14 protein-coding genes are annotated in these 13,535 nt (G+C 71.5%); 5 read left to right on the forward strand and 9 right to left on the reverse strand.

What is annotated here, in order from left to right; all coding sequences use genetic code 11:
* Positions 1-62 precede the first annotated feature (62 nt).
* The 5 genes from ACYVLJ_RS02965 to ACYVLJ_RS02985 are packed head-to-tail and all read left to right on the forward strand — an operon-like array spanning position 63 to position 3,664.
* Positions 63-707: a glycosyltransferase family 2 protein gene (locus ACYVLJ_RS02965; protein ID WP_451969840.1), complete on the forward strand. Its 645-nt coding sequence runs from the start codon at positions 63-65 to the stop codon at positions 705-707.
* Positions 704-1,387, forward strand: a complete 684-nt coding sequence (locus ACYVLJ_RS02970) for a TIGR04282 family arsenosugar biosynthesis glycosyltransferase (RefSeq protein ID WP_460437661.1) — start codon at positions 704-706, stop codon at positions 1,385-1,387. The genes ACYVLJ_RS02965 and ACYVLJ_RS02970 overlap by 4 nt, the downstream gene beginning before the upstream one ends.
* A complete protein-coding gene (locus tag ACYVLJ_RS02975; protein WP_460437662.1) occupies positions 1,387-2,013 on the forward strand; it encodes a class I SAM-dependent methyltransferase in 627 nt (208 codons plus the stop codon). The genes ACYVLJ_RS02970 and ACYVLJ_RS02975 overlap by 1 nt, the downstream gene beginning before the upstream one ends.
* Positions 2,010-3,131 carry a molybdopterin-dependent oxidoreductase gene (locus ACYVLJ_RS02980; RefSeq protein WP_460437663.1) on the forward strand — a complete coding sequence of 374 codons (1,122 nt, stop codon included), beginning with the start codon at positions 2,010-2,012 and terminating at the stop codon, positions 3,129-3,131. Before ACYVLJ_RS02975 ends, ACYVLJ_RS02980 begins: the two co-directional genes overlap by 4 nt.
* Entirely contained in the window at positions 3,128-3,664 is a 537-nt protein-coding gene (locus ACYVLJ_RS02985) for a hypothetical protein (protein ID WP_460437664.1), read from the forward strand. The genes ACYVLJ_RS02980 and ACYVLJ_RS02985 overlap by 4 nt, the downstream gene beginning before the upstream one ends.
* A gap of 141 nt (positions 3,665-3,805) precedes the next feature.
* Here ACYVLJ_RS02985 and ACYVLJ_RS02990 read toward each other — a convergent pair whose 3' ends face one another.
* The 9 genes from ACYVLJ_RS02990 to ACYVLJ_RS03030 all read right to left on the reverse strand — a co-directional run bounded on the left by ACYVLJ_RS02990 (position 3,806) and on the right by ACYVLJ_RS03030 (position 13,344).
* A complete protein-coding gene (locus ACYVLJ_RS02990; RefSeq protein ID WP_451968569.1) occupies positions 3,806-5,248 on the reverse strand; it encodes a S1C family serine protease in 1,443 nt (480 codons plus the stop codon).
* Between the two features lie 73 nt (positions 5,249-5,321).
* On the reverse strand, positions 5,322-6,404 hold the full coding sequence (galT, locus tag ACYVLJ_RS02995; protein ID WP_460437665.1) for a galactose-1-phosphate uridylyltransferase: 1,083 nt from the start codon (positions 6,402-6,404) through the stop codon (positions 5,322-5,324).
* Positions 6,401-7,201 carry a DeoR/GlpR family DNA-binding transcription regulator gene (locus ACYVLJ_RS03000; protein WP_460437666.1) on the reverse strand — a complete coding sequence of 267 codons (801 nt, stop codon included), beginning with the start codon at positions 7,199-7,201 and terminating at the stop codon, positions 6,401-6,403. Before ACYVLJ_RS03000 ends, galT begins: the two co-directional genes overlap by 4 nt.
* A gap of 162 nt (positions 7,202-7,363) precedes the next feature.
* The gene (locus tag ACYVLJ_RS03005) at positions 7,364-8,773 is read right to left on the reverse strand and encodes a HAMP domain-containing sensor histidine kinase (protein ID WP_451968574.1); all 1,410 of its coding nucleotides are present in this window, start codon (positions 8,771-8,773) and stop codon (positions 7,364-7,366) included.
* The gene (locus tag ACYVLJ_RS03010; RefSeq protein ID WP_125312437.1) at positions 8,770-9,462 is read right to left on the reverse strand and encodes a response regulator transcription factor; all 693 of its coding nucleotides are present in this window, start codon (positions 9,460-9,462) and stop codon (positions 8,770-8,772) included. Before ACYVLJ_RS03010 ends, ACYVLJ_RS03005 begins: the two co-directional genes overlap by 4 nt.
* 67 nt (positions 9,463-9,529) lie before the next feature.
* On the reverse strand, positions 9,530-10,138 hold the full coding sequence (locus tag ACYVLJ_RS03015) for a trimeric intracellular cation channel family protein (RefSeq protein WP_451968576.1): 609 nt from the start codon (positions 10,136-10,138) through the stop codon (positions 9,530-9,532).
* Complete coding sequence (locus ACYVLJ_RS03020; RefSeq protein ID WP_013230063.1) at positions 10,139-10,792, reverse strand: response regulator; 654 nt, start codon at positions 10,790-10,792, stop codon at positions 10,139-10,141.
* A 212-nt stretch (positions 10,793-11,004) separates the two neighbouring features.
* The gene (locus ACYVLJ_RS03025) at positions 11,005-11,307 is read right to left on the reverse strand and encodes a hypothetical protein (RefSeq protein ID WP_460437667.1); all 303 of its coding nucleotides are present in this window, start codon (positions 11,305-11,307) and stop codon (positions 11,005-11,007) included.
* 27 nt (positions 11,308-11,334) lie between these two features.
* Positions 11,335-13,344 (reverse strand): hypothetical protein, encoded by a 2,010-nt coding sequence (locus ACYVLJ_RS03030; protein ID WP_460437668.1) that lies wholly within the window; start codon positions 13,342-13,344, stop codon positions 11,335-11,337.
* Between the last annotated feature and the right edge of the window lie 191 nt (positions 13,345-13,535).

The following is a 13,535-nucleotide window of genomic DNA, read 5'->3' on the forward strand; positions in this document are numbered from 1 at the left end:
GAGCGCAAGGGTTTCCCACGGTCCACGGTGGACTTACGGTCGGCGCCGTGACTGATTCAGGAGTGGACGTCGTCCTGCCCTGCCTCGACGAGGCCGGTGCTCTGCCGAGTGTGCTGGCCGGGTTGCCCCCGGGCTACCGCGCGATCGTGGTCGACAACGGTTCGGCCGACGGCTCGCCCGAAGTGGCGGCCTCGCTCGGCGCGAAGGTCGTCCACGAACCGCGCCGCGGGTACGGCGCGGCCGTGCACACGGGCCTGGAGGCGGCCACGGCGGACATCGTGTGCTTCGCCGACGCCGACGGGTCCCTCGACCTCGGCGACCTGCCGCGGCTGGTGACCGCGGTCGAGTCCGGCGCCGACCTGGCCGTCGGACGGCGGGTGCCGACCGGGCCCGGCGTGTGGCCCTGGCACGCGCGGGCCGGCAACGTCGTGCTGGCGCTGCTGCTGCGCGGCCGCGGGCTGCCGGTGCGCGACATCGCGCCCCTGCGCGCCGCGGACCGGCGGGCGCTGCTCGGTCTCGGCGTCGCCGATCGTGCGTTCGGCTACCCGCTCGAGCTGCTGATCAAGGCCCAGCGGGCCGGCTGGCGGGTCCGCGAGTTCGACGTCCGCTACGGCGAACGCGCCAAGGGCACGAAGTCGAAGGTGTCCGGCTCGGTGCGGGGCACGCTGCGCGCGGTCCGCGACTTCGGGCGGGTGCTGGCGCGATGACCGTCCGGTTCGTGCTGCTCGTCGTGGCGAAGGCGCCGGTGCCCGGCCTCGCCAAGACCCGGCTCTGCCCGCCGGCGACACCCGCCCAGTCGGCGGAGATCGCCGCGGCCGCGCTGCTCGACACGCTCGACGCCGTGTGCGCGGTGCCCGGCGCCGCGCCCGTCGTCGCGATGACCGGCGACCTCGACGCTGCCGCGCGGTCCGCCGAGATCGGCTCGGCGCTGCGCCGCACCACCGTGGTCCCCCAGCGGGGGTGGGACTTCGGCGCCCGCCTCGCCAACGCCCATGCGGACGCCGCCGCGGTGCACGCGGGTCTCCCAATCCTCCAGATCGGCATGGACACCCCGCAGGTCACCCCGGCATCCCTGGCCGCGGCGGCGGCTCCGGTCGTCGACGGCGGGCACGACTCGGTGCTCGGCCCGGCCGAGGACGGCGGCTGGTGGGCACTCGGGCTCGCCGAGCCGCGGCACGCGCAGGTGCTCGCGGGCGTTCCGATGTCCTGCGACGACACCGGCGAACGCACGGTGCGCGCCCTGATGACGTGCGGGCTGCGGCCGCACCGGGCCGGCCGACTGTCCGATGTGGACACCATGGCGGACGCCCGCGCGGTGGCGGCGCTGTGCCCGGACGGCCGGTTCGCCCGCGCCGTCGCGGCGGTCGACGGCCGGGCGGTCGCGTGATGACGACCTTGCTCGGCAACGAGTTCGACCGCGGCCTGCTCGGTCACCACTGCTGGCTCGAACTCGCCGACGGCGAACGGATCGAGCTGCCGGTCGAGCGCTGGACCGCGCGGTCCGAGGGCGACGAGGTGCTGCTCGACGCCTGTTCCGGCCCGACGCTCGACATCGGTTGCGGCCCCGGCCGGCTCACCGCCGCGCTGGCCGAACGCGGGGTCGTCGCGCTGGGTGTGGACAGTTCGCGGACCGCCGTGCGCCTGACGCGCCGTCGCGGCGGAAGTGCGTTGCGCCGCAACGTTTTCGACCGGGTGCCCGGCGAGGGCCGGTGGCGGCACGCCCTGCTCGCCGACGGCAACATCGGCATCGGCGGCGACCCGGTCGCCCTGCTGCGGCGCGCGGCCGGGCTGATCGACGGCGACGGTGACGTGCTCGTCGAGCTGGAGCCGCCCGGCCGTGGCCTGCGGCACGAGCGCGTCCGGCTGCGGCCCGGGCACGCCGACGTCGCGTGGTTCGCCTGGGCGTGGGTCGGCGTGGACGCGATCGCCGAAGTCGCCCTCCGCGCCGGGTTGCGCGTCGACTGGACGACCCGGCACGGGCACCGCTGGTTCGCACGGCTGGAGCGATCGTGAAACTGCCGATTCCCGAGGAAGAACACTTCAAGGCGCCGGCGCACGACGAACGCGTGACGTCGAAGATCGGGCTGGCGCTGGCGATCACGTTCACCACGTGCTTCGTGACCGGCCTGATCAGCCACCTGATCCAGCACCCGCCCGAGTGGTTCTTCTGGCCGAGCCGCCCGGTCGGGCTCTACCGCGTCACACAGGGGCTGCACGTGATCTCCGGGATCGCGTCGATCCCGCTGCTGCTGGCGAAGCTGTGGAGCGTCTACCCGAAGCTGTTCGGCCGGCCGCTCGTCCGGTCGCTGCCGCACGCCCTCGAGCGGCTCTCGATCCTGGTGCTCTCGGGCGCGGCGTTCTTCGAGCTGACGACCGGGCTGCTGAACGTCGCGCAGAACTACCCGTGGGGGTTCTACTTCCCGCAGGTGCACTACGCGGTCGCGTGGCTGGCGATCGGGTCGATCCTGGTGCACGTCGCGGTGAAGCTGCCGGTCATCCGCCGCGCGCTGAGCCGCGGCACACCGGCGGCGGAGGAGAAGCCGGCCGCCGGGCTGTCCCGCCGCGGGTTCCTGCGCACCACCGGGCTCGCGACGGGGGTCGCGGTCGTCGCCACCGCCGGCGCGACCGTTCCGTTCCTGCGCGGCGTTTCCGGCCTGTCGTGGAGAACCGGCAAGGGCACGCAGGGCCTCCCGGTGAACCGGACGGCGGCGGCCGCGGGCGTCACGCGGTCGGCCTCCTGGCGGCTCTCGGTCGTGACTCCCCGCGGCACGAGGAAGTTCTCGCTGGACGAGCTGCGCGCCCTCCCGCAGACGACGGCCGAACTGCCGATCGCGTGTGTGGAGGGCTGGAGCCAGTCGGCGACCTGGCGCGGGATTTCCGTGCCCACGCTGCTGAAAGCCGTCGGCGCTGAACCGGGCACGGCGTTGCGGGTGTCCTCTTTGGAGCGTTCCGGGCTGTACGGCGTCAGCGTCCTGCCCGGTGAGCACACGGCCGACGAGCTGACGCTGCTCGCGCTGGAGCTGAACGGCGAAGAGCTCGACCTCGACCACGGCTTCCCGTGCCGGATCATCGCCCCGAACCGGCCCGGCGTGCTGCAGACGAAGTGGGTCTCGAAACTGGAGGCGCTGTGAAGACCGCTCGCGCTCTGCTCGCCCTGCCGGGCCTCGCGGCGCTGGCGTGGGGTGTGGTGCTCTTCGCCGAGTACGCGCTGCCGTTGCGCCCGGACGTCTTCGGGACGGTCGGCTGGATCGTCGGCGGCCCGCTCGTCAACGACGGCCTGATCGCCCCGCTGACGGCGGTGCTCGGCTTCGCCCTCGCCCGTGTCCTCCGGCCACCGTGGCGGGTCCCGGTGGTCACGGCCACGGTTCTCACGGGCGTGCTGCTGATCCTGGCGTTCCCGCTGCTCTGGCGCCCGTACGGCACCCCGCCGATGCCCGGCCTCCACGACGGCAACCCCGGCCTCGGCCTGGCCCTGACCCTGGCCGCAGTCTGGCTGGCGGCCCTGCTGACCCCACCGCTCCACCGTGTCGTCCGCCGAATCACACGTGATGCCCCTCCAATCACGCGAGATGCCCCTCCAAACACACGTGATGCCTCCCCAATCACGCGAGACGCCCCATCAGACACGCGTGATGCCCCACCGGACACCCCGGCCGGCACCTGACCGGGGCCGAAAATGCGGCCACGCGCGACCGGCAACGAATGCCTGGGTCGCGCGTGGCCTTGTGGGTCCGGCCCCAAAACTGCGGAGGTCGAGCCGATGCTGGTCTCGGCCGCACCAGGGCGGCCGAGCGTCTGGACGGGATCAGTTGGCCGGGACGGGCTGGCCGCCGAGGGTCACCTCGATCGTGCGGCCGTCGGAGAGGGTGAACTTCGCCTTCTCGTCCGGCGCCCGGGTGCGGATCGCGGCGACCAGCGTGTCGGACTTGTCGATGTTGCGGTCGTCGATCTTCGTCACGACGTCGCCAGGCTTGAGGCCGGCCTTCTCCGCCGGGCTGCCCGGGGTGATGGCGCCGAGCTGCGCGCCGCCCTGCGGGGCGTCGGTGACCTGCGCGCCGATGTAGGTCTGCACGGCCTGGCCGGTCTTGATGATCGTGTTCGCGGTGCGGCGGGCCTGGTCGATCGGGATGGCGAAGCCGATGCCGACGTTGCCGCTCTCGGAGCCGCCCTGGCCTTGGCCCTGGCTGGCCGACTGCGGGCTGTAGATCGCCGAGTTGATGCCGATGACCTGGCCGGACATGTTGGACAGCGGACCGCCCGAGTTGCCCGGGTTGATCGCCGCGTCGGTCTGGACGGCGTCCATCACCGTCTCCTGGCCGCCCTGACCGCCGCCCGCGCGCACCGGCCGGTGCAGCGAGCTGACGATGCCCGAGGTGACCGTGCCGGCCAGCTCGAACGGCGACCCGATGGCCACGACCGACTGGCCGACCTTCAGGTCGTCGGAGCGGCCGATCTCCACCGGGGTCAGGTTGTTGACGCCGTCGACCTTGACCACGGCGATGTCGGTCGTCGGGTCGCGGCCGACGACCTTGGCGGCGGCCTTCTTGCCGTCCTGGAACACGGCCTGGATCTGGCCGCCGTTCGCGGCGACCTCGACGACGTGGTTGTTGGTCAGGATGTAGCCGTCGGTGCTGATGACGAACCCGGAGCCCTCGCCGGCCCCCTGCTGCCCGCTCACCTGCAGCTCGACGACGCTCGGCGACAGCTTCTGCGCGACCGCCTCGACCGAGCCGGCGGGGGCGTTGCCGGTCTGCTGGGCCGGCTTCGGCGCGTCGAGCGCGTTGCCGGCCGGACCGCCGGACGAGCCGCCGGTGAGGTACCCGACCGCGCCGCCCGCGATCCCGCCGACGAGCAGCGCCACCAGCGCGACGCCGGCGAGCATCTTCCCGCCGGAGCGCTTCGGCTGGTTGGGCGGCACGGGCGCCGCGCCGTAGCCGGACGTGCCGGGCTGCGCATACGGGTTCGGGTTCGGGTAGACGCTCTGCTGGGTCTGGCCCGGCGCCGCGCCCGCGCCCTGGGCGGACCAGGGGTTGGGGTGCGGCTGCTGCTGCGCCCCGTAGGACGGATCGGCCCCGGTCACCGCGTGGTAGGACGGCTCCGGCGCCGAGTACTGCGGCGTGCCGCCGGTCTCGGGGGTGGCCTGCTCGCCGAACGGGTTCCCCGCCCAGCCGCCCTGAGCGGCCTGCTGGCCGGTCTCGGGGTGCCGCGGCGCCGCGGGGTCGTGCGCGCTGGGGTCGTTCTCGGTCATGTCATCACCTTGCGGGACGGTCCTGAGAGGTTCCTGAGCCGAACCTGTGCATCGGAGATGAGTATGGCCGGGGTCAGCCCGCGGCGCGGAGCCTTTCCGCGATCTGCTCCGGCGTCGCGTCGTTGACCCACACGGCCATGCCCGATTCGGACCCCGCCAGGTACTTCAACTTGTCCTTGGAGCGCAACACGGAGAACAGTTCCAGGTGGAGCCAGCCGAGCTCGCGGTCGCGGCGCACCGGCGCCTGGTGCCACGCCGCGATGTACGGCAGCGGCCGGTCGTACAGGGCGTCACAGCGGCGCAGGACGTCCAGGTAGACGTCGGCGAAGTCGTCGCGCTCGGCGTCGGTCAGCGCGGGGATGTCGGGCACCTGCCGGTGCGGCACGACGTGCACCTCGACCGGCCAGCGCGCCGCCGGCGGCACGTACGCCGTCCAGTGCTCGCCGGACGCCACCACGCGCGCGCCGGACTTCCGCTCGGCGGCCAGCACGTCGCCGAGCACCGGACGGCCGTGTTCGGCCTGGTAGGCGCGGGCGACGTCGAGCATCCGCTCGGTCTTGGGCGTGACGAACGGGTAGCCGTAGATCTGCCCGTGCGGGTGCGAAAGCGTGACGCCGATCTCCTCGCCGCGGTTCTCGAACGGGAAGACCTGTTCCACGCCGGGCACTTCGGACAGCGCGGCGGTGCGGTCGGCCCACGCCTCGACGACGGCCCGCACCTGCTTCGCGCTCAGCCGCGAGAAAGCGCCGTCGTGGTCGCTGGTGAAGCACACGACCTCACAGCGCCCCCGGCCGGGCCGCACCTGCACCAGCCCGAGGCCGTCCACAGTGGACGGCTCGCCGATGACGTCTTCGGCGAAAGAAGGAAAGCGGTTTTCGAAGACGACGACGTCGTAGTCGCTTTCGGGGATCTCACTGGGTTTCCCGGGCTTGCTCGGGCACAGCGGGCAGAGGTCGGCCGGCGGCTTGTAGGTGCGCGTCTGCCGGTGCGCGGCCATCGCGACCCATTCGCCGGTCAGCGGGTCCAGCCGGATTTCCGACGCGGCCGAAACCGGCGGCAGGTCACGGGTGTCCTCGGCGACCCGGTCGGGCGTGCCGGGCTGGTCGAAGTAGATGATCTCCCGGCCGTCGGCCAGGTGTCGTACGGTGCGCTTCACGCTTCTTCGGCCTCGTCCGTCTCCGCCGTCTCGGCGATCATGAGTTCCCCCGCCCGTTCGGCGAGGATTTCCTTGGCCTCGTCGGGAATTCCGTCATCGGTGACGACGACGTCGGCCTCGTCCAGGTCGGCGATCGTGGAGATCCCGACGGTGGCCCACTTGGTGTGGTCGGCGAGCACGACGAGCTTGCGCCCGGCCTCGACCAGCGCGCGGTCGGTCTCGCTCTCGGTCAGGTTCGGCGTGGTGAACCCCGGACCCTCGGCCATCCCGTGGACGCCGAGGAAGACGACGTCGAGGTGCAGCGACCGCAGGCTGTGCACCGCGACCGGCCCGACGAGCGCGTCCGACGGCGTCCGCACCCCGCCCGTGAGCACGACGGTGCGGTCCGGCTGCGTCGACCCGCGCAGCACGTCGGCGACCTGGATCGAGTTCGTCACGATGGTGAGCCCGGGGATGGCGTCGAGCGCCCGCGCCAGCGTCCACGTGGTGGTGCCGGCGGAGATGCCGATCGCGGTGCCGGGCCGGACGAGCGTCGCGGCCAGCTCGGCGATGGCTTCCTTCTGCGCGCGCTGGCGCACGGACTTGGCCTCGAACCCGGGTTCGTCGGTGCTCTTGCCGATGACCGAGGTGGCGCCGCCGTAGACCTTTTCGACGAGCCCGCGCCCGGCGAGCACGTCGAGGTCGCGGCGCACCGTCATGTCGGACACGCCCAGCCTGGTCACGAGGTCACTGACCCGGACCGCACCGGTCCGGCGTGCCTCTTCCAGGATCACCGCCTGTCGCTGACGCGCCAGCAATGGTCAACTCCGTCCCCGTCACACCCCAACCACACAAAATCCTACACGATTCAACACAGGATCCGCAGAGTCGGCGGGGATGAACTTCACCATGGCAGGTCACGGCGCCGGCGGGACGCCCCGGCCGAACAACACCGCCACGGCGTCCGGACAACGTCCGGATCAGCCGGGCGCCCCCGGCAACCGGATCGTCATCAACGCGCCGCCCTCGGGCGCGCGCGCCGCATACACGGCGCCGCCGTGGCGCTCGGCCGCGTGCTTCACGATCGCCAGGCCGAGGCCCGAACCGGGCAGCGTCCGCGCCTCCGACGAGCGGTAGAACCGGTCGAACACCTTGGGCAGGTCCTCTTCGGCGATGCCCGGGCCGGCGTCGGCGACCTCGACCACGGCGGTGCCGTCGCCGAGCGGGTACAGCCGCACCCAGACCGTCGCGTCCGGCGGCGAGAACTTCACCGCGTTGTCCAGCAGGTTCAGCACCGCGCGCTCGATCGAGCTGTTGTCGCCGGTGAGCACCCACGGCTGCAGCGAGACGTCGAAGTTGATCTCGCCCGCGCGGCGCCGCGCCCGGTCCAGCGCGCGCTCGACGACGTCCAGCAGCTCGACGCGTTCGAAGCGCTCGCGCGGCTCGTCCTGGCGGGCGAGCTCGACGAGGTCGCCGATGAGCTGGGTCAGCTCGTCGAGCTGGCCGCTGATGTCCGCGACGATGTCGGTGCGGTCCTCGTCCGGCAGCGGCGGCGCGCCGGGCTTGCTCGCGGCGAGCAACAGCTCGAGGTTGGTGCGCAGCGACGTCAACGGCGTCCGCAGCTCGTGGCCGGCGTCCGCGACCAGCTGGCGCTGGCGTTCCTGCGAGTCCGCGACCGTGCCGAGCATGGTGTTGAACGTCGTGGTGAGGCGCGCGAGCTCGTCGTCGCCGCTGACCGGGATCGGCCGCAGGTCGCCGGTTTTGGCGACGCGCTCGGCGGCCGACGTCAGCCGGTCGACCGGGCGCAGGCCGGCGCGCGCGACGGCGGTGCCCGCGGCGGCGGCGACCAGGATGCCGGCGCCGCCGATCAGGAACAGCACCAGCGCGAGCTCGTTCAGCGTGCGCTTGGTCGGCCCCATCGACTGGGCAAGCACGATCGCTTCGCCGTGCCCGGACGGCAGCGCGACGACACGGCTGTCGGTGCGGAAGTCCGTCCGCAGGGACTGCGGCGAGTCGCCGTTCGCGACGTCCAGCTCGTGCTGGTCGAAGGGCGGCGCCGAGCTCGACAGCGGGTAGGTCATCACGGCGTGCTGGACGTCCGGCGCGGCCGTGAGCTGCCCGATCTGCAGGTCGGCACTGGCTAGGAAGGCGCCCGGGACCTGTCGCAGCTCGGTCTGCACCTGCGGCGAGGCGACGGCGGCCTGCGCGCGCGCCATCAGGCTGTCGTCCAGCTGCTGGTAGAGGTTGTTGCTGACGACCATGTACGCGCCGATCGACACCAGCGCGACGGCGCCGGCGACACAGGCGGCGGCGAGCAGCGTCACCCGGCCGCGCAGCGAGAACCGGCGGGTCCCCCAGCGCGTGCCGCGGGGGTCGCCGGGCTCGGTCACGGCGGGGTTTCCCTCAGGACGTAGCCCACTCCCCGCACCGTGTGGATCAGCCTCGGCTCCCCCTCGGCCTCCGTCTTGCGGCGCAAGTAGCCGACGTAGACCTCCAGCGCGTTGCCCGACGTCGGGAAGTCGTAACCCCATACTTCCTCCAGTATCCGGCCCCGCGTGAGGACGTGCTTCGGGTAGGAAAGGAACAGTTCCAGCAGTGCGAACTCGGTCCGGGTCAGGCTGATCTCGCGGCCACCGCGGCGGACCTCCCGCGTGCCCGGGTCGAGGGTCAGGTCCGCGAAGGACAGGATCTCCGACGCCTGGCCGTTCTGGGCGTCCGGGCTGGCGCGGCGCAGCAGCGCCCGCAGCCGGGCGAGCAGCTCCTCCAGCGCGAACGGCTTCGGCAGGTAGTCGTCGGCGCCGGCGTCGAGCCCGGACACACGGTCGGAGACGGTGTCGCGGGCGGTGAGCACGAGGATCGGCAGGTCGTCGCCGGTGCTGCGCAGGCGGCGGGCCACCTCGAGGCCGTCCAGCCGGGGCATCATGACGTCGAGCACCATCGCGTCCGGCCGGTCGGCGATGATCGCCTCCAGCGCCTGCGCACCGTCGCTGGCCAGCTCGACCTGGTAGCCGTTGAACTCCAGGGACCGCCGGAGCGACTCACGGACGGCGCGGTCGTCGTCCACCACAAGGATGCGCATGGCGACAGTTTTACTCAGCGTGCTGAGACTCGCCTAAGAACACACACAGAACACACAAAGAGAATCCTCACTCCGGTGCTCGCGCGACCGGGGCGTTCCAGTGCCGCCAGAGCGCGACCATCCGCACGGTGACGACGGCGGCGGCCGCCACGACGGTCACCGGCCCTTCGGGCAGGTGCACAGCGTGACCGACGGCGACGAGCACAGAGCCGGCCAGCGCGGCCACGGCGTAGATCTCCTTCCGCAGGACGAGCGGGATTTCCCGGAGCAGCAGGTCGCGCACGGCCCCGCCGCCGATCCCGGTCGTCATGCCGATCAGGCACGCGGCGTAGGCGGGGGCGCCGGCGTTGAGGGCGATGGTCGTCCCGGCGGTGGCGAAGACGCCGAGCCCGAGCGCGTCGGCGAGCAGCACCCCGCGTCGAAGCCGCGCGACCTGCGGGTGGAAGCCGAAGACGACGAGGGCGGTCGCCGCGCAGACGGCGAGGTAGGGCCAGTTCCGCAGCGTCGTGGGCGGGTGGATGCCGAGCAGGACGTCCCGGATCACACCGCCGCCGAGCGCGGTGGTGAGCCCGACGACGACCACGCCGAAGACGTCGAGCCGGGCCCGCACGGCGGCGAGCGCCCCGGACGCCGCGAAGGCGACGAGCCCGAGGAACTCCAGCGCCGTGAGCAGCATCTACTGGTCGAGCAGGCCCCCGCGGTAGGCCAGCAGAGCGGCCTGCACGCGGTTGGCGGCGCCGATCTTGGAGAGCACGGCGGAGACGTACCCCTTGACGGTGGCTTCGGAGAGGTGCAGGCGCCCGCCGATCTCGGCGTTGGAAAGCCCTTGCCCGATGAGCGCGACGACCTCACGCTCGCGTTCGGACAGAGAGGCGAGCAGCTTCCGGGCGGGCTGAGCAGCGCGTTGTTCGTCCCGGTGGGACTGAACCATCCGCGCGGCCACCCCCGGATCCAGGACGGCCCCGCCGCGGCTCAGGTCCCGCACGGCCCGGAGCAGCGCCGCGGGATCGATGTCCTTGAGGAGGAAGCCGTTGGCGCCGAGTCTGAGAGCGAGGCTGACGTATTCGTCGATGTCGAAGGTGGTCAGCATGGCAACGGTGGGCGGATCGGGCAGCGCGAGGATGGCCCTGAGGGCGCGAATGCCGTCGTCCGGAGCCCGCATCTTGATGTCGAGCAGGGCAACGTCCGGGTGGTACCGCCGCGCGACCTCCACCGCGGATCTGCCGTCGGAGGCTTCGCCCACGATCTCGATGTCCTGAGCCCCGGACATCATCGCGCGCAACCCCGAGCGCACCAGTTCCTCGTCGTCGGCGAACATGAGCTTGATCAACGAAGCCCTCCGCAACAGCCAGTAGGAGGCGGCTCCCCGCGTCCCGTTAACGAAGGTTACCTACTGTTGTTCAGCAGTTCGAAACCAGACACGACCAGGTGACCGACTGGTCCGTCCAGGTCAGGTGCGCCGTCCGGCCGGGTGTAAGCCCGCTGTTGGTCACAGGTAAGAACCACTCACCTGGGTGACGACGAGAGTCGGGTCGCCCGTGATCACCCACGACGCCGAGTCGTGCCTCGCTCCCACCAGTCGATGGTTTCGCCCTCGTCAGCCATGCGGTGAAGGACGTGCACGGTGATTTCGGCGTTCGAACCGGACAGCTCGCAGAACGCCCACAGCTTTTGCCGTGCACGGTGGTACTGATGGATCACCTCGTCGACCTCGAAGGCGTCCAGTTCCCCAGCCCGGTGGCGGTCGACCGCCTCCGCCACGTGCGCAACCAGTTCGGCGAGCCGCGCCTCGTGGTAGGCGGAAACCGCCTCACGAGCTGCCCGGAGTTCGCCTTTGGTCCCCACAGGGGGCACCCTATCCGGGACGCCCAGTCAGCGTCGGCGCTTCTTACCCTTCCCTTTGCTGCTCTGGGATCGGGTCACCCCGCCGAGCGGATGAACGTTGCGGACGGGCCGGACCGCCTCGAACATTTCGGCCAACTCCGCGAGCCCTACCCGGTCCGGGTGGCCTGACGCGGGCATCGCTTCCGCGAGGTGAGCGAGTTCATCAGCGGGCACCTCGGCCAACGTCGCGGCCGTGGCTTCCGGACCGGCCGTCTCCAGCAATACGAGGAACTGCTCTGTGATGGCGAGCAGACCTTCGCGTGCATCGAGTTCTTCGAGAGCCAGTGCTCCACGCTCGACCAGCAGCTGAATCGCGATCGGACCCAAGCCCGGTTCAACGCGCAGATCATGCAGTACCGCGTCGCCGTCGGGAAGGGAATCGACGAGGATCTCGAGCATGACGGACGCCCGCGTGCGGAACGGGCACCGGCGGACGGCGTCCAGCAGCAGCGGCAGCCCCGCGTCCCGGCCACCGTGCGCAGCCAGCCAGCCGTCGATCTCCGCCGCGGCTGTCTCTTCGCTGTAATGCTCCGCGACTACGCCCAGCATGGCCGCCGGAGTGGCGACAGCAAGCTCACCCACCACCGGCACGAACCGGCCCTCTCTCCGCAGCCGTTCCCGGACCGCCCAGGTCGCGAGCGGCGTGAGGGCGACCAGCTCGACCGACGGCGCATCGAGGGCGCCACGCAAGCGATCTTGGACTTCCGGCGGGAGCTCGGCGTTCTCCGGCACCAGGTCCATGGTGTACATCGGATCGGCCGGTCCCGTGGTCAGCGCGACCGCACCGAATTCGGCCAGCTTGGTGAGCAACCGCCGGAACTCGTGGCCGAGCCCGTCCCGCCAGAGCGGCTCGATCGAGGGTGCAAGATCGACGTAAGTGCTCTCCCAACAGGCCAGCCAGGCACTTTCGGCGAGCCGCACCACGGGTATCGGCTCCGGCATCCCGTAGATCGTGTTGAACACATCCGGCAGCACGAAGTCAAGACAGTCGTCGAGCAGCACGGCGTAGCCGGGGCCATCCTTGACCAGCACTCCCCGCTCGGGAAGCGCGTCAAACGCGGCCGTCCACAAGGCGAGAGCGTCCTTCACGAGCGGCGCCGCCTTCGCGACGCGAACCAGCTTGCCCTTGACGACCCGTACGATCCGCGCGCGCTTCGCGAGTTCGAAGAGAATGGCCAGGTTCGGCAGATCGGCGCTGCTGCGGACGCGCTGGACCTCGCCGCCCAGCTCCCATTCGAGCCGGTCACCGGTGTCGAGTAGTGCCACGAGCTCACGGGCGTCGGCGAGTTTGAGGGTGCCGGTACCGGTCAACGTCCGGCCGTCGCCCACCCATTCGGCGAATGTCCGCAGCTTGACCACGAGCGAAGAGCGCTCTGCGGCATCCACGAGCTCCGCCTCCGCCGGCAACGACACCGGAAGCTGCGGAAGCGCCCGTCCACCCTGCTCACCGACATGCCTGGCGGCTATGTCGGCGACGAGTCCGGCGTCGTAAGGATGTTTCCCCGCCCGGACCTCGGAGAGGAAGGCGTTCATGGCATCGGAGTCCGAAGGATCAATCCCGTTCCGGATCGCGGTCATCACCCAGAACTTGCCGACACCGAAGTTGCGCTGGTCGGCCATGGCGGCCGGAAACTCGGACGACGCCTTCGCAACGGCCTCCTCGAGGTCGGCCAGGGGGTCGCCCGTGGCGTCGACCAGCTCGGTCTCGTGCAGGTACCGGAGGAAGAGGCGCAAAGTCCCGGGGACGAGCACGGCATCATCGGCGGTGGCCGACAGCGTGCGCGGCACATACGAGAGGAGGAAGTCCCGGACCAGGGCGGCGGTCCAGTAGGCGAGCCGCCCATCGATCGACGTGTGCCGGAACTCAAGGGCGGAGATGACGGCGTACGGGTAGATCTCGCGCCCCTGCGCGGCCGCCCAGGTGCTGAAACGGCGGACCAGCAGGTCCTGCCCGGCCTCGTAACCCTCGTAGTCATCCTCGTCGTAGTACGTACGCACTCCGGCTCCGTCCTGTCGGTTGCCGGAGACGGTAGTGCCGAGAACCGCCCGTCATCGACGATGGCGGTCGACTACGATGGGTAACATCGTATCACTGTTCGCAGCCGTGCTCGTCCAGTGCACGTCACCTCTTCAGAACGCCCGCAGGCCCCGCCGCCCTGCATGCGAACTGTCGGGTAGCCTGACCGGGG

This window comes from Amycolatopsis stemonae, assembly GCF_054781455.1.

Excerpts from the sequence above, each read along its gene's own strand:
- ACYVLJ_RS02975 (WP_460437662.1), top strand. The coding sequence starts at position 1,387 with ATGACGACCTTGCTCGGCAACGAGTTCGACCGCGGCCTGCTCGGTCAC.
- ACYVLJ_RS02990 (WP_451968569.1), bottom strand. The coding sequence starts at position 5,248 with ATGACCGAGAACGACCCCAGCGCGCACGACCCCGCGGCGCCGCGGCAC.
- ACYVLJ_RS03010 (WP_125312437.1), bottom strand. The coding sequence starts at position 9,462 with ATGCGCATCCTTGTGGTGGACGACGACCGCGCCGTCCGTGAGTCGCTC.
- ACYVLJ_RS03015 (WP_451968576.1), bottom strand. The coding sequence starts at position 10,138 with ATGCTGCTCACGGCGCTGGAGTTCCTCGGGCTCGTCGCCTTCGCGGCG.
- ACYVLJ_RS02970 (WP_460437661.1), top strand. The coding sequence starts at position 704 with ATGACCGTCCGGTTCGTGCTGCTCGTCGTGGCGAAGGCGCCGGTGCCC.